The organism is Arthrobacter sp. Z5-13 (assembly GCF_056499105.1).
The window spans coordinates 3,663,037-3,677,737 of record NZ_CP096460.1 but is presented as its reverse complement, the minus strand read 5'-3'; the positions used below and the strand labels follow the sequence as shown (position 1 = coordinate 3,677,737).

Genomic DNA, 14,701 nt, shown 5'->3' with positions numbered 1-14,701 from the left:
GAACTTAATGAGCCCCGCAAACGAACTCCGGAAGTCCAAGGCAGAGCGCACTGCTGAGGCGCGCGAGCATGCCCGCAAGATCCGTGAGGCACAGGTAGCGAAAGACAAACGCAAGCGCCTTCTGGTCGGCTGGGGCATCGTGGTTGCCGTTGTGGCCATTCTGGCTGCAATCGCCCTGGTGGTCACGACCTCGATGAGGGACAACGCCCCCGTCGCGGACAACGGACCAACCCCTGCCAACGCAAACGTGCATGGCGGTGTCACCTTGCTGGCCAATTCAGAGGTTGCCAAGTCAGATCCCGCAACCGTGAACATTGCAGACATCCCCGCCGCTCCGGCTACCCCGCCGACGGAAATCAAGGCTCCGGGAGCTGACGCAGAAGCAGGCAAGCCCGTGAAGGTTGTGGTCTACATCGACTTCATCTGCCCGGTGTGCAAGAGGTTTGAGGACACCTACGGTGCTGACCTCACCAAGCTCCGGAACGAAGGCAAGATCACCTTGGAGTACCGTCCCCTGGGCTTCCTGGACAGCAAGTCGCAAACCAACTACTCCTCACGGGCAGCCAATGCCGCCGCCTGTGTAGTGAACGAGTCCCCCGAGAAATACGCTGACTTCCTGAATACGCTCTTCGAAAAGCAACCTAAGGAAGGTGGCTCGGGCCTCTCCGACAACGAGTTGAAGGGCCTTGCCACGGAGGTGGGGGCAAAGAACATCGACAGCTGCGTTGACAACAAAGTGTTCCGTCCTTATGTGAAGTACGCGACTCAGGCCGCCGCAGCAGCAGGCGTCTCCGGAACTCCGACCGCATTTGTTGATGGAAAGCAGTGGGGCAAGGGCGACAACGCAAATGTCGACCTCATCCCGTTCGTCCAGACAGCGATTGACGCCAAGGGCTAACCCGAGGGATTCGTCTCCTGGGTAGTCGCCGGGCAGAGGCCCAGCTTCGGAAGATTCCGGAGCTGGGCCTTTCGTTTGAAAACCCTCTTTTGAAAACCCTCGTCTGAACCCGGGTTCATGAGCCCTTGGCGGCTCCGTTTTTACCTGCAGCCCGTCCGTGGGATAACCTTGTCTAGCGCCGAATTGACGGACTGTTTCTGACGGGCAGTCGCCTATGCCGGCGCAACGCCTCCTTAGCTCAGTTGGCCAGAGCACCGCTCTTGTAAAGCGGGGGTCGTCGGTTCGAATCCGACAGGGGGCTCAGATTCCTACTCGGCGTCGATCAGCTCAAGCAACTCTTTAGCGGCCTTGGCGATGTCATCCCGGTGGTACGGTGCGGCGCGGCTCTCGAGCGAAATGATCGCGCCTGTTCAACTTAACGGCCAGTGAACATGTAACCCCTTGGAGACCGTGCGGAAACGTCCCCACAATAATTCGGGCCTAGTTTGTCAGCATGACCAACTCGACATTGCCGCGGATGCGTTCATGGCTGCGGTCCTGGATGGAGCGGAAGGCGAAGCTGGCACTGACAGGGCCCTTGATGGAAGGCAGGTCTGAGCTGGCTGATGTCACCCGCTGGGCATGGTTGCCGGCGCTTAGCGGTGTATCGGTGGCTGGAGACCATGCGAGGAAAGCCCATGAAGCAGCAGTCAGAGCTCCAGAGGAGTCCGTCTGATTGGTGCGGCGCCACCCTGATCAGGCGCCCCGGCGCTGCGACTCTAACTGTCTTCTGCCGACGTAATTTGTTGGGTTGAACACACTATTCTTCAACTCACGTGATAATGGCCTAAACTGCTTCACTGAGGTGCCTGAAATGGCGCTGCGCAGCAACGAAAGTGAACCCCGCTATGGCTACCGATTACGACGCCCCACGCAACAAGACAGAAGAAGAATCTCCCGCCGAATCGCTGGAGGCCCTTCAGGCATCACGTGGCGGCGGAGCACAGACCGCTGTGATCGATGTCGACGAGAACGATACCGCTGAGGGCATCGACCTTCCGGGTGCTGATCTCTCCGGCGAAGAACTGATGGTCATTGTTGTTCCAGAGCAGTCGGACGAATTCACCTGCTCGTCCTGCTTCCTGGTCCGTCACAGGTCCCAGGTTGCTCTTGAAAAGAACGGCATGAAGTACTGCCGCGACTGCGAAGGCTAGAAGCTCCGCAACAGCGGTCACGGACTGCACATTCCACGAACTAAACAGGAACAGCACAAGCGCCGGCCGTCCATCGAGGACGCCGGCGCTTCGTCGTCGTTATTCGAGGTAACGAAAACGGTCATAGAGTGCAGGCATGGAAGGGCCACAGGGCCCTAAATTGCCCGGTTCATCACAGGCTTGTGACCAGGAAAACCCGTGGTTAACGGTTCGGCGCCGAAGCGGATACATCCCTCTGCCGGCGGGCATTCCGCTCCTACGCTTGAGGTATCCAATTCACTCGAGGGGGTGGCCCAAATGAAGAAAATTCACGCGTGGCTCGTTGCCATTCTCATGGCAGCTGGGCTAGGCCTTTTGGCACCGGGGCCTGCCTCGGCTGCCGCTTACTGTGGGCAGATGTGGGGATCGTTGGCCGAAACCAGCGACGCCGCAAGCACCGCATCTGTCACTAACGTCCGTACCGGGCAGCACTACTGCTTCGACCGCTTGGTTGTTGACCTCAACGGCCCTGCCGCCGGCTATCACGTTAGCTATGTCACGGCTATAACCCAGGACGGCTCCGGCTTCACGATTCCCACCTATGGCGCCGCGAAGATTCAGGCGGTTGTGAGGGCTCCGGATCATGACCGTAACGGGAACCTGACCTACAACCCGGCAGCCAAAGCCGAGCTATCCAACGTCTCTGGCTACCAGACCTTCCGGCAGGTCGTGTACGCCGGAAGCTTTGAAGGCTCCACGAGCATCGGCCTGGGTGTGCGTGCACGACTTCCGTTCCGGGTCTTCACCCTGGACGGTCCGGGAACCGGCTCACGCCTTGTCATCGACGTCGCACATTTCTGGTGATCCCATAAGGCGACTGCAAGCTAACTGACAACAACGAGCCCTGGCGGGCATTTCCGCCAGGGCTCGTTGTTGAGTGTTGCTGGTGAACGTCCTACTCAGGAATGAGCCCTACTCGGGAATAATCAGGGCAGGAGTGTCCCGGCGTATGGTTTCGCCTTTGAAGAACCCGGGACGCAACTTAGCCATGATGACCATGAACACAGCGCCCATGGCCAGGATGCCTATGCCAAGGACAAAGACGAGTCCGACGCCGAAGACCTCGGATCCGCTGCCGAATTCAGGTGCCCAGCTGTCCACGGCGGTCTGGAAGAACACCACGAACAGTCCGACTCCTCCAACAAGCGGGCAGACCAGGCGGAGCAGAAAGTTGCGGGTACTGCTGAAGACACTCTGACGGAAGTACCAGGCGCAGGCAATCGCGGTCAGGCCGTAGTAGAAGCAGATCATCAGGCCAAGGGCCAGGATGGTGTCATTGAGGACGTTTTCGCTGATCACATGCATCACTGCATAGAAACCCGCAGACAGAACACCTGCTGCAAAGATGGCGAAACCCGGCGTTGCGAACTTGGTCATCCGGCGGAAAGGCTTGGGCAAGGCGCCATAGTGCGCCATGGCCAGCAGGCTGCGTGAGGGCGAGGTGAACGTGGACTGCAGCGATGCGGCGGAGCTGGACAGGACCGCAAGGGACATCAGGATGGCCAGCGGTCCCATGATGGGTGAAGCCAGTGCCGTGAAGATGTTTGCATGGTTTTCCTCATTGTTCAGGCCCAGCCCGTCGGCGCCTACGCCGGCGAACATCATGGTGGCGATGGTCACCATGAGGTAGATGCCCAGGACGACGACTGCGGTCAGGGTGCCGGCGACGCCCGCCGTTTTTTTGCCGTTGGTGGTCTCTTCATTCACGGTGAGGCACACATCCCAGCCCCAATAAACGAAAATAGACAGCGAGATCCCGGCCGCTATCTGGCCGAAAGTCTCGATTTTGGTGACGTCGAACCACTCCCAGCTGAAGGGGATGGATGTCTCTGAGGCGGACCAGTTAGCGAACGCCATGGCTACAAACAGTCCAAGGACCAGCAACTGGAATCCGACCAGCCCGTACTGGACGATCTTCGTGGTGTGAAGCCCCCGGTAGCTGACCCAGACGGCGAGGGCCACAAAGACGAAGCACGTGATCACGTTCAGCGGCTTGTTTGCTGCCAGGTCAGCCAGCTCGGCATTGCCGGTCAGCTGCGAGAGGAACAGGTAGAAGAAGTCCACGGCAACGCCTGCCAGGTTGGAAAGCACAATAATGTTGGCGGCCAGCAGTCCCCAGCCTCCCATCCAGCCCACCCACGGGCCGAAAGCTTTGGTCACCCAGGTGAAGGTGGTCCCGCTATCCGGGGAATCGGCGTTGAGTTCCCGGTAGGCGAGCGACACCAGGATCATCGGAATGAAGCCGATGAGGAAAATTACGGGGAGCTGCAGCCCCACTTCACTGATCGTGGGGCCCAAGGCGCTCGTAAGTGTGTAGGCCGGGGCGATGGTGGAGATGCCCAGCACCACCACCGCGAGGAGGCCAAGCTGGCCACCTTTCAGGCCTTTGCTGGAGATACCGTGAGCGGAGGAAGGGCCGCCGGTAGCGGGATCCTCATGGCGCTGAACTGTCTGACTCATGAGAGCCCTTTCTGGAAGGCAGCAGGCTGCTGTTGGGTAATGCAGTGGATGCCGCCGCCGCGGGCAAAAAGCTCACGGGCGTCAACGCTGACCAGGCGGCGTCCCGGGTATGCGTCTGCGAGGATGCGCAGTGCTTTCTCATCCATGGCATCCTCGAAGCTGCATGCGATGACTCCGCCATTGACCACCAGGTGGTTGATGTAGGAGTAGTCCACAAATCCCTCGTCGTCTGTAAGGACAGAAGGGGCCGGGACCTGGGTGATTTCCCATTCCCGTCCCGCAGAATCCCGGGTGCTGTGCAAGAACTCGATAATTTCCTGCGATACCTCGAAATCGGGGTGTTCGGGATTCTGCTGGGAGTGGACCAGAAGCTTCCCGGGAGAGGGAATGGCAGCGACAATGTCCACATGGCCGCGCGTTCCGAAGCGTTGGGAGTCCCTTGTCAGGCCACGCGGAAGCCAGATGGTGTGCGTAGCGCCGATGGTTCTGGCAAGTTCAGCTTCCACCTCCGCTTTGCCCCATCCGGGGTTGCGGGCCGGATCCAGCTGAACGGTCTCGGTGACCAGCACAGTGCCTTGCCCGTCGACCTGGATTCCGCCGCCTTCGTTGACCAGGCGTGAGACCACATGTTCGGCACCTGACCTTCCGGCGACTTCACCGCCTATCAAGGCGTCCTTGTCCCAGCTTGCCCACTCCTGTGCGCCCCAGCCGTTGAAAACCCAGTCCACAGCGCCAAGGCGGCCATGGTTGTCGAGGACGAATGTCGGGCCAATATCACGCATCCAGGCGTCGTTGAGATCTGCGGTAAGCACCTCGATGGCCGGATCCAGGTACTGACCGGCGATGCCGACGTCGGAGGGGCTAACCACTATGGTGACGGGCTCAAATGCGACGGCGGCGTTAGCCACTGCCGCCCAGGTTTTACGTGCGGAGTGGGCGGCCTCGGGGCCGTCGCCAAGCGTATAGCCGCCGGTGGGAAAGGCCACCCAAATCCGCTCTTGCTCCTCAGTCTCGGCGGGCATGCGCCAGGACGTCATGCCGTCACCTCCAAGGGGACGGGGGCGTGATCGCCGAACGGAGCCGACGGATCGATGGCTTGTGTCAACCGGCCGTAAGTGTCAGGCCGGCGGGTGGTAAGGAAGGGAAAGAGGGTGAGCCAGTCCCGGCGTTGGTCAAGGTCCAGGTCCGCTACCAGGACGGCGGATTCATCCCGGGGCGCCTGAACCAGAACCCTGCCGTAGGGATCCGAGATGAACGATGAACCATAAAAGTTCAGGCTTCCTTCCTGACCCCAGCGGTTTGGAACAACCATGAACAATCCGTTGGCAATTCCGTTGCCGACGATCACTTGCTGCCACAACGGCTGGGTGTCGAAGTCCGGGAAGAGCGGTTCGGAACCGATTGCCGTCGGGTAGACCAGCAACTCGGCTCCGCCCAGGGAATAGAGCCGGGCGAGTTCCGGGAACCACTCATCCCAGCACGTAGGCATACCCAGCCTTGCGCCACCGAGTTGGGCAGGGGAGTGGACCTGGTAGGCGTCTTCTGCAGCCGGGCCGTGGCGGAAGAACTTGTCTTCGTAGTACCCGGCCGTCACGGGAATGTGCAGCTTATGGGTTCGTGCCAGCAGTTCTCCTTCAGGAGAAACCAGGATCGAGGTGTTCAGGCCGAGGCCATCGTCGGAGCCCTCAGGATCATCTGCTTGCTGGTAGAGCGAGGCATGGACGCAGACTCCGTGTCGCTGCGCGGACTCAGCGGCAAAGCGGAAGGTGGGGCCGGTCAGGAGGTCTTCGGCTCCGTCGGAGGGCCGTGCGCGTTTCTGATGCGGGCGGGTCTGATCGTTTTCGGGAAGAACATCTGCGGGGTAGCGGGAAAGAGTAAGTTCAGAAAGGAAGACAACAGCGGCTCCCAGATTTGCAGCGCGTTCGATGCCCTCATCAAGTTCCGCCCGAAGAGTGGACGGGGTTGAGTGCCAGCGGTGCTGGACTACGCCGACCCTCAGTAGGGGACGGGTGGAAGGCGTCATCCGTGCGGGTGAAGCCAAGGGCGCGAGGCAGGTTATTTCGATCATGGTGGTGATTTCTCCAGTGAGACGGTCGTCACTAAATGAATGACGTTCATTTAGTATCCCCAAGCATTGCGAAGAGGGCAAGGGAAAAATGAACAAAATTCATTTGATTTAAGCCGCAGGCGAGATTTGCTGGCCCCGGCGCTGCTGCTGAGATAGCTTCGAAGGACCGGAACATAGGTTGAAAAGCATTCAGGAGGAGCAAATGAAAGCGTCACCCACCCTGACCAACAACATGCAGGCCGTACTTGCGGACCTCATCGAACTGCACATCCAGGGAAAGCAGGCCCACTGGAACATCGTGGGTACCAACTTCAGGGATCTTCACCTTCAACTGGATGAAATCGTGGATGCAGCGCGCTTGTTTGCGGACGACGTGGCTGAGCGCATGCGGGCACTCCATGCTCTGCCGGACGGACGCAGCGCAACGGTGTCCGACTCCACGAGCCTGGCTCAGTTCCCGGAAGGCCTGATCAGCACCAAGGACGCCATTGACCGGATCGTTGCAGCCCTTGAGGCCGCCGTCGGCACCATGCGCAAAGTCCATGACGAGGTGGATGAAGAAGACCCGACCACGGCGGATTTGCTCCACACGTTCATCGAGAAGCTGGAGCAGTTCGCTTGGATGGTTGGGGCCGAGAACATGAAGGCGACCGCGAGCGTGACCCGACCAGATTCGAAATAGTCAGGTTCAAACTCCGCCTTTCGCAGTAGATCAGAGAGAGCGCGGCGCTTGTGCCGCGATCATGGCGTCCGACGCCGGGACTTTCCCGGCGTCGGACGCTTTTGTTTTGTGGTGCTAAAAGATCTCTTGACATCCTGAGCGTTCCGTCAATACTTAAGTATGTGCTTAACAATCCGCAAGGTGACGAGTCGGGGAGAGCTCAGCTCGACTCTGTTTTCCAGGCCCTCACGGACCCAACCAGGCGGGCCATTATCGTCCGGCTCTGCAACGGCCCGGCTTCGGTTTCGGACCTGGCAGGCCCGTTTGCCATGAGCCTGCCCGCCATTGTGCAGCACCTTCAGGTCCTGGAGAACTGCGGGCTCATCCGTACCGAAAAAATCGGCAGGGTCCGCAGCTGCAGCATCGTCCCCTCCACTCTCCGCTTTGCGGAGAACTGGCTCGCTGCCCGCCGGACACCTGCCGAGCGCCGCCTTGACCGGCTCGAAGCTTTCCTTGAATCAGATGATCCAGCCAAACTGCACCAACACGACACTTAGGAGAAACCGATGAATACCCCTATTACCCACGCAAGCTTCACGCTCGAGCGCAAACTCAACGCGCCGCCGTCGCGCGTTTTTCATGCATTCTCCGACTATTCCAGTAAGAAGAAGTGGTTCGGCGGGCCGCCGGAGTGGACCCAGGGGGAATCCAGCCTGGACTTCCGTGAGGGCGGGCGTGAGACCGATGTCGGCGGACCGGAAGGCGGGTTTGTCTCCACCATGTACGCGACCTACCACGACATCGTTCAGGACGAGAGGATCGTCTACAGCTACGAAATGCTTCTGGACGGCCAGAGAATGTCCGTATCACTCAGCAGTCTGGAGTTCGAGCCGGACGGGGACGGCACCAAGCTGACCTTAACGGAACAGGGGGTTTATTTTACGAGCGAAGATGATGTCAAAGGCCGCATAGAGGGTACGGAAGGACTCCTTGATGCTCTAAAGGCCTATGTGGAAAGCGAGTGATGTGTCCCGGCAAAACACACATTTGCCCCACGGCCCGGGACATAGGACAATGGCCTCTGTGACTGTTGTCACCGCAAACTAAATAAATGCCTTTGATCTGCGGCGGGAGAGTCCTGCAAGTAGGTACAAGCAGGCGCCGTAGGAGCAAACCCTCCCCAGGAATCTCTCAGGCCCACGTACCGCCGCGGCAAGGCAACTCTGGAAAGCAGCAAGTTTGTCCGCTCCAGCACCGGGATCATAACCGGGGTTTCTGCAGGACAAACTGTGCTCACCGACGGTGCAAGCGGAGCCATGCGAGAGCACGGTTGCGCGGAAACTCTCAGGTCCAATACAGAGCGGGGAGGAACCCAGTCAATGTGGCGTACCCTGCGCCGCCTTAGTTTTGGAGTTCCTTGTGACTGTTAAATCAGCCTCCACGTCCTTTGTTGACCGGCACGTCGGCGCCCGCCATGAGTCTGACGTTGACGCCATGCTCAAGGCTGTCGGCTACGACACCGTTGATGCGCTGGTGGACACTGCGGTCCCGAAAGATATCCGGCAGGATTCCCCGCTGGCACTTTCTCCCGCACTGAGCGAGGTTGAAACCCTGGCCGAGCTGCGCAAGCTGGCTGCGAAGAACAAAACAGCCGTCCAGATGATCGGCCAGGGTTACTACGACACCCTCACTCCGCCGGTCATCCGCCGGAACATCCTCGAGGCTCCGGCCTGGTACACGGCCTACACCCCGTACCAGCCGGAGATTTCCCAGGGCCGCCTCGAGGCTCTGTTGAACTTCCAGACCATGGTCCAGGACCTGGTGGGCCTGCCCATTGCCAACGCTTCGCTCCTGGACGAAGCCACCGCTGTAGCCGAGGCTGTGCTGATGATGCGCCGGGCCAACAAGAACAAGGCTGCAGTTGACGGCAAGACGGTCCTTGACGCTGACTGCCTGCCGCAGACCATAGCCATCGTCAAAGGCCGGGCAGAGGCCCTGGGGTTCGAGGTGGAGGTGGCGGACCTTTCCAAAGGACTGCCCGACGGCGTCATCAACGGCGTGGTCCTCCAGCAGCCGGGCGTATCCGGCCGGGTTTTCGACCACTCTTCAGTTATTGCCGACGCCAAGGAGCGGGGCGCCCTCGTGACCGTTGCCGCCGACCTGCTGGCACTGACCCTCATCACCCCTCCGGGTGAACAGGGTGCAGACATTGCAGTCGGTTCGGCCCAGCGCTTCGGTGTGCCGCTGTTCTACGGCGGGCCCCACGCTGCCTACATGGCCGTGCAGAAGGGCCTCGAGCGGTCCATGCCCGGCCGCCTGGTGGGAGTCTCCAAGGACTCCGCGGGCACCCCGGCCTACCGTCTGGCCCTGCAGACCCGTGAGCAGCACATCCGCCGTGAGAAGGCTACGTCCAACATCTGCACGGCCCAGGCCCTGCTGGCAATCGTTGCGTCCATGTACGCCGTCTACCATGGCCCGGACGGGCTGAAAGCGATCGCGGAGACCACCCACGGGCACGCGAGGTCGCTGGCCGCGTCCCTGAAGGCCGGCGGCCTGGACGTTCTGCACACCAGCTTCTTTGACACGATCACTGTTTCGGTTCCGGGCAAGGCTGCGGAGATCCTTGCCGCTGCGGAAGCCAGGGGGATCAACCTCCGCGCCATCAATGCTGACACGCTCGGGATTTCTGCGGATGAAGCGACGACGGCGGACATCGTCGCCGCTGTTTGTGCCGCTTTCGGTGTCGCGGTAGCAGAGGCAGGCGCCGGGTGGGACAGTTCCTTCGGGCTGGATCCGGCCGTCGAGCGTACGTCCGACTACCTGCAGCATCCTGTGTTCAGCACCCACCGTTCCGAGACCCAGTTGCTGCGGTACGTCCGCAAACTTTCAGACCGCGACCTTGCACTGGACCGCACCATGATCCCACTGGGTTCCTGCACCATGAAGCTGAACGCGACTGCCGAAATGGAAGCTATTTCCTGGCCGGAATTCGCCTCCATCCATCCGTTCGCACCCGATTCCCAGACGGAGGGCTGGCGGGAACTCATCGCTGACCTCGAGGCCGAACTGACGGAGATTACTGGCTACGACCAGGTGTCCATCCAGCCAAACGCCGGTTCCCAGGGGGAGCTTGCCGGTCTGCTGGCCATCCGCGGCTACCACCGCTCCCGCGGCGATTCCCAGCGCAACGTCTGCCTCATCCCCGCTTCCGCCCACGGCACCAACGCTGCCTCCGCGGTCCTGGCCGGAATGAAGGTGGTGGTGGTTGCCACCGCCCCCGACGGCACCATTGACCACGCTGATCTGCAGGCGAAGATAGACGCCCACAAGGACGCGCTCTCCGCCATCATGATCACCTACCCCTCCACGCACGGGGTGTACGACGCCGACGTCCGCGAGGTATGCGATGCCATCCACGCAGCCGGCGGACAGGTCTACATCGACGGCGCCAACCTGAACGCCCTCGTAGGGCTTGCCCAGCCCGGGAAGTTTGGCGGCGACGTCTCCCATCTCAACCTCCACAAGACGTTCTGCATCCCGCACGGCGGCGGCGGACCCGGCGTCGGACCCGTTGCAGCGAAGGCACACCTGGCTCCGTTTATGCCCGGGAACGCTGCCACCTGGACCGAAGGCAACGACGTTCCCATTTCGGCCTCGCGCTTTGGCTCCGCGGGTGTGCTGCCCATCTCCTGGGCCTATGTGAAGCTCATGGGCGGCCAGGGCCTGACCGAGGCCACGAAGTCTGCCCTGCTGGCGGCCAACTACATCGCGGCGAGGTTGAATGACTTCTTCCCGGTCCTCTACACCGGCGAAGGCGGGTTGGTGGCCCACGAGTGCATCCTTGACCTGCGCGAGCTCACGGCCAGGACAGGTGTCACGGCAGAGGATGTTGCCAAGCGCCTGATCGATTACGGTTTCCACGCCCCGACGCTGGCTTTCCCCGTAGCAGGAACTTTGATGGTGGAACCCACCGAGTCCGAGGACCTCGGAGAGATGGACCGCTTCATCGAGGCCATGATCTCCATTCGGGCCGAAATCGACCAGGTGGCACACGGCGACTTCTCCGTGGCTGACAGCCCGCTCCGGAACGCGCCCCACACCGCAGCTGCCGCGATCAGCAGTGACTGGGACCGCGGGTACCCGCGCGAACAGGCTGTATTCCCGGTGCACTCACTGAAGCAGGACAAGTACTTCCCGCCCGTGGGCCGAATTGACGGTGCTTTGGGGGACCGGAATCTGATCTGCTCGTGCCCGCCCCTCGAGGCCTTCGAGGACCACTCCGCCGACGCTGCCAACTGAGGACTGTAATCATGACTGAGAACTACACTGCCCTGTACGAGGAGCACAAAAAGCTCGGCGCCTCCTTCACCGATTTTGGCGGTTGGCAGATGCCGCTCAAGTACAGCTCCGAGCTGGCGGAGCACCACGCCGTCAGGAAATCGGCCGGTATCTTCGATCTCTCCCACATGGGCGAGGTCTGGGTCACCGGACCTGACGCTGCGGCCTTCCTGGACTATGCCCTGGTGGGAAAGATCTCCGCCATGAGCCTAGGAAAGGCCAAGTACTCCCTCATCTGCAACGAGGACGGCGGCATCATCGACGACCTCATCACGTACCGCCGGGGCGACACCAGGTTCCTGGTGGTTCCGAATGCAGGCAACGCCAGGGCAGTGGCCGAGGAGTTGGCGCTGCGAGCTGCGGGTTTCGACGTCGACGTGGAGGATGTGTCCGCCGCTACTTCCCTCGTCGCCGTACAAGGACCGAAGGCCGAGGAAATTCTCCTCCGCCTGGTTCCCGCGGCCCAGCACGAACTGGTCACGGGGCTGAAGTACTACGCGGCCGTCGAGGTCCCCGTCCTCGTGGGCGGAAGCAGCCAGCAGCTCCTGCTGGCCCGTACCGGCTACACCGGTGAGGACGGCTTCGAGATTTTCATCGATAACGACGACGCCGCTGCCCTCTGGCAATCCATCGTCGCCATTGCTGACGAAGGGGAGCTCACGCCGGCAGGTCTGGCCTCCCGTGACTCCCTCCGCCTCGAGGCAGGCATGCCGCTCTACGGAAACGAGCTCTCGATCGACGGCGACCCGTTCGCTGCCGGCCTGGGCGGAGTGGTTGCCCTCTCGAAGGAGGGGGACTTTGTTGGCAAAGCTGCCCTGGCCGCCAAGAAGGAAGCCGGTGCCGGCAGCACCACAGGCCGCAAGCTGGTGGGACTAAAAGGACTGGGGCGCCGTGCCGGACGGGGACACTACCCAGTGCTCAAGAACGGCATCGTCGTTGGCGAAGTCACCTCGGGACAGCCCAGCCCTTCGCTCGGCTACCCGGTAGCGATGGCCTACGTCGACGTCGAACACAGCGAAATCGGCACTGCCCTGGACATCGACCTCCGGGGAAAGACGGAGCCGTTCGAAGTTGTCGCACTGCCTTTCTACAAGCGCGCAAAGTAGACCTGCGAAACCCTCCTGTCCCCGATTCCGGGGCCGACGGGCCCCGGTTTACTGCCGCTGTACGGAACCACCAGAACTCAAACGTAAGGAAAAAACATGGCAAAGGTTGCCCCTGAATTGCAGTACTCCGAAGAGCACGAGTGGGTGGCCCGCGAAGGCGGGAACCTGGTCTCCATCGGGATCTCCGCCGTGGCCACCGATGCCCTCGGCGATATCGTTTATGTTGACCTCCCCGAGCTCGGATCGATGGTGACGGCGGGGGAGACATGCGGCGAGGTGGAATCCACCAAGTCCGTCTCGGACCTGTACGCCCCCGTGACGGGCGAGGTCACCGAGGTGAACCCCGCCGTCGTCGATGACCCCGCGCTGATTAACAACGATCCGTACGGTGCCGGCTGGCTGTTCAAGGTGGCATCGGAGTCCGAAGGCCCGCTGCTCTCTGCGCAGGACTACGCTTCCAAGAACGGTGGCGAACTGTGAACGCCCCGGCCTTAGGCACCGCTCACGCTTCGTTCGAGCAGGTGGTTTCGCCCAGCCTTGACGCACAGCTGTCGGAACTGGATCCGGAGATCGCGGCCAAGATCGACCACGAGCTCAGCCGTCAGCGCAACGGCCTGGAAATGATCGCGTCAGAGAACCACACCGCCGTCGCCGTCATGCAGGCCCAAGGTTCCGTCCTGACGAATAAGTACGCGGAGGGGTATCCGGGCAAGCGCTACTATGGCGGCTGCGAACATGTGGACGTTATCGAGCAGCTGGCCATCGACAGGGTCAAAGCACTCTTCGGTGCAGAGTATGCCAACGTGCAGCCGCACTCGGGCGCGCAGGCGAATGCTTCCGTTATGCACGCCCTGATCAGGCCCGGCGACACCATCATGGGCCTGAACCTCGCCCACGGCGGCCACCTGACTCATGGCATGCGGATCAACTTCTCCGGGCGCCTCTATAAAGTCATTCCGTACCAGGTCCGTGAAGAGGACCACCGGATCGATATGGCAGAGGTGGAGCGGCTGGCCAACGAGCACAAGCCGCAGCTGATTGTTGCCGGCTGGTCCGCTTATGCCCGCCAGCTCGACTTTGCCGAATTCCGCCGGATCGCCGACTCCGTTGGGGCGTACCTCATGGTGGACATGGCGCACTTTGCCGGCTTGGTCGCCGCAGGGCTGCACCCGTCACCGGTACCCCATGCGCACGTCACCACGTCAACGACGCACAAGACCCTCGCCGGTCCCCGTGGTGGAATCATCCTCACCAACGACGCCGACACGGCCAAAAAGATCAACTCGGCGGTGTTCCCTGGCCAGCAGGGAGGCCCCTTAGAGCATGTCATCGCCGGCAAGGCTGTGGCGTTCAAGATTGCGGCTTCGCCCGAATTCAAGGAACGCCAGGAGCGGGTCCTGGCCGGCGCCCGGATCCTCGCTGGACGCCTGGTCCAGCCGGACGTTACAGCAAAGGGCATAAACGTAATCTCCGGCGGCACCGATGTGCACCTGGTGCTCGTTGACCTGCGCAACTGCGAACTTGACGGCCAGCAGGCCGAGGACCGGCTCGCTGAAATCGACATCACAGTCAACCGCAACGCCGTGCCGTTCGACCCGCGTCCGCCCATGGTTACTTCCGGTCTGCGCATCGGCACGCCTGCCCTGGCCACCAGGGGCTTCGGGGAAGCCGCGTTCAAGGAAGTTGCAGACATCATTGCCGAAGCACTGATTGCCGACGCCGGGTCTGACCTCTCGGGATTGCGCTCGCGCGTAGAGGCGCTCGCCGAAGCCCACCCGCTCTATCCGGGCATCGCTGCGCTTAGCTGATGACTTCTGAGGCCCGTCGGGCCCGACCTCCTCTGCATGCTCGGTCGCGAAGACGCCCGCTGAGCGGACGTGACGCTCCCTTAGACGCATGCTGCCGGAGGCCGGGCCCGAAGGGGCCCATTGCTCACCT

General features: G+C 61.5%; 14 protein-coding genes, 1 tRNA gene and 1 riboswitch. Of the genes, 12 read left to right on the top strand and 3 right to left on the bottom strand.

What is annotated here, in order from left to right:
• Positions 1 to 7 precede the first annotated feature (7 nt).
• The 5 genes from M1E02_RS17070 (at position 8) to M1E02_RS17050 (ending at position 2,934) form a co-directional block, all read left to right on the top strand.
• A complete protein-coding gene (locus M1E02_RS17070; protein ID WP_479375390.1) occupies positions 8 to 898 on the top strand; it encodes a DsbA family protein in 891 nt (296 codons plus the stop codon).
• Positions 899 to 1,125: 227 nt separating this feature from the next.
• A tRNA-Thr gene (locus tag M1E02_RS17065) sits at positions 1,126 to 1,199 on the top strand.
• Positions 1,200 to 1,391: 192 nt separating this feature from the next.
• The gene (locus tag M1E02_RS17060; RefSeq protein ID WP_479375389.1) at positions 1,392 to 1,613 is read left to right on the top strand and encodes a hypothetical protein; all 222 of its coding nucleotides are present in this window, start codon (positions 1,392 to 1,394) and stop codon (positions 1,611 to 1,613) included.
• 172 nt (positions 1,614 to 1,785) lie between these two features.
• A complete protein-coding gene (locus M1E02_RS17055) occupies positions 1,786 to 2,091 on the top strand; it encodes a DUF4193 domain-containing protein (RefSeq protein WP_309108736.1) in 306 nt (101 codons plus the stop codon).
• 297 nt (positions 2,092 to 2,388) lie between these two features.
• Positions 2,389 to 2,934: an AMIN-like domain-containing (lipo)protein gene (locus M1E02_RS17050; RefSeq protein WP_479375388.1), complete on the top strand. Its 546-nt coding sequence runs from the start codon at positions 2,389 to 2,391 to the stop codon at positions 2,932 to 2,934.
• Between the two features lie 108 nt (positions 2,935 to 3,042).
• Here the strand turns inward: M1E02_RS17050 and M1E02_RS17045 are convergent, their stop codons facing one another.
• From M1E02_RS17045 to M1E02_RS17035, 3 genes are read right to left on the bottom strand one after another with little or no spacing between them, the layout of a single operon-like run.
• Positions 3,043 to 4,590 (bottom strand): APC family permease, encoded by a 1,548-nt coding sequence (locus M1E02_RS17045; protein WP_479375387.1) that lies wholly within the window; start codon positions 4,588 to 4,590, stop codon positions 3,043 to 3,045.
• Entirely contained in the window at positions 4,587 to 5,627 is a 1,041-nt protein-coding gene (locus M1E02_RS17040; protein WP_479375386.1) for an agmatine deiminase family protein, read from the bottom strand. The genes M1E02_RS17045 and M1E02_RS17040 overlap by 4 nt, the downstream gene beginning before the upstream one ends.
• A complete protein-coding gene (locus M1E02_RS17035) occupies positions 5,624 to 6,658 on the bottom strand; it encodes a nitrilase-related carbon-nitrogen hydrolase (RefSeq protein ID WP_479375385.1) in 1,035 nt (344 codons plus the stop codon). The genes M1E02_RS17040 and M1E02_RS17035 overlap by 4 nt, the downstream gene beginning before the upstream one ends.
• A 202-nt stretch (positions 6,659 to 6,860) precedes the next feature.
• On the opposite strand from M1E02_RS17035, the gene M1E02_RS17030 reads away from it, so the two are divergent.
• From M1E02_RS17030 to glyA, 7 genes are all read left to right on the top strand, one after another.
• The gene (locus M1E02_RS17030) at positions 6,861 to 7,340 is read left to right on the top strand and encodes a Dps family protein (protein WP_479375384.1); all 480 of its coding nucleotides are present in this window, start codon (positions 6,861 to 6,863) and stop codon (positions 7,338 to 7,340) included.
• Between the two features lie 161 nt (positions 7,341 to 7,501).
• Positions 7,502 to 7,876: an ArsR/SmtB family transcription factor gene (locus M1E02_RS17025; protein WP_479375383.1), complete on the top strand. Its 375-nt coding sequence runs from the start codon at positions 7,502 to 7,504 to the stop codon at positions 7,874 to 7,876.
• 9 nt (positions 7,877 to 7,885) lie between these two features.
• Entirely contained in the window at positions 7,886 to 8,344 is a 459-nt protein-coding gene (locus tag M1E02_RS17020; RefSeq protein WP_479375382.1) for an SRPBCC family protein, read from the top strand.
• A 93-nt stretch (positions 8,345 to 8,437) separates the two neighbouring features.
• Positions 8,438 to 8,536: riboswitch (glycine riboswitch) on the top strand.
• A 202-nt stretch (positions 8,537 to 8,738) separates the two neighbouring features.
• Positions 8,739 to 11,618, top strand: a complete 2,880-nt coding sequence (gcvP, locus tag M1E02_RS17015) for an aminomethyl-transferring glycine dehydrogenase (protein ID WP_479375381.1) — start codon at positions 8,739 to 8,741, stop codon at positions 11,616 to 11,618.
• Between the two features lie 11 nt (positions 11,619 to 11,629).
• Positions 11,630 to 12,763 carry a glycine cleavage system aminomethyltransferase GcvT gene (gcvT, locus tag M1E02_RS17010; protein WP_479375380.1) on the top strand — a complete coding sequence of 378 codons (1,134 nt, stop codon included), beginning with the start codon at positions 11,630 to 11,632 and terminating at the stop codon, positions 12,761 to 12,763.
• A 96-nt stretch (positions 12,764 to 12,859) separates the two neighbouring features.
• Entirely contained in the window at positions 12,860 to 13,243 is a 384-nt protein-coding gene (gene gcvH, locus M1E02_RS17005; RefSeq protein ID WP_479375379.1) for a glycine cleavage system protein GcvH, read from the top strand.
• On the top strand, positions 13,240 to 14,571 hold the full coding sequence (glyA, locus tag M1E02_RS17000) for a serine hydroxymethyltransferase (RefSeq protein ID WP_479375378.1): 1,332 nt from the start codon (positions 13,240 to 13,242) through the stop codon (positions 14,569 to 14,571). The genes gcvH and glyA overlap by 4 nt, the downstream gene beginning before the upstream one ends.
• Positions 14,572 to 14,701: the final 130 nt, after the last annotated feature.

What these genes read in the sequence shown, in the direction of transcription:
- M1E02_RS17020 (WP_479375382.1), top strand. Translation starts at nt 7,886, where the DNA reads ATGAATACCCCTATTACCCACGCAAGCTTCACGCTCGAGCGCAAACTC.
- M1E02_RS17040 (WP_479375386.1), bottom strand. Translation starts at nt 5,627, where the DNA reads ATGACGTCCTGGCGCATGCCCGCCGAGACTGAGGAGCAAGAGCGGATT.
- M1E02_RS17050 (WP_479375388.1), top strand. Translation starts at nt 2,389, where the DNA reads ATGAAGAAAATTCACGCGTGGCTCGTTGCCATTCTCATGGCAGCTGGG.
- M1E02_RS17060 (WP_479375389.1), top strand. Translation starts at nt 1,392, where the DNA reads ATGACCAACTCGACATTGCCGCGGATGCGTTCATGGCTGCGGTCCTGG.
- gcvH (WP_479375379.1), top strand. Translation starts at nt 12,860, where the DNA reads ATGGCAAAGGTTGCCCCTGAATTGCAGTACTCCGAAGAGCACGAGTGG.
- M1E02_RS17045 (WP_479375387.1), bottom strand. Translation starts at nt 4,590, where the DNA reads ATGAGTCAGACAGTTCAGCGCCATGAGGATCCCGCTACCGGCGGCCCT.
- M1E02_RS17030 (WP_479375384.1), top strand. Translation starts at nt 6,861, where the DNA reads ATGAAAGCGTCACCCACCCTGACCAACAACATGCAGGCCGTACTTGCG.
- M1E02_RS17055 (WP_309108736.1), top strand. Translation starts at nt 1,786, where the DNA reads ATGGCTACCGATTACGACGCCCCACGCAACAAGACAGAAGAAGAATCT.
- M1E02_RS17070 (WP_479375390.1), top strand. Translation starts at nt 8, where the DNA reads ATGAGCCCCGCAAACGAACTCCGGAAGTCCAAGGCAGAGCGCACTGCT.
- gcvT (WP_479375380.1), top strand. Translation starts at nt 11,630, where the DNA reads ATGACTGAGAACTACACTGCCCTGTACGAGGAGCACAAAAAGCTCGGC.
- M1E02_RS17035 (WP_479375385.1), bottom strand. Translation starts at nt 6,658, where the DNA reads ATGATCGAAATAACCTGCCTCGCGCCCTTGGCTTCACCCGCACGGATG.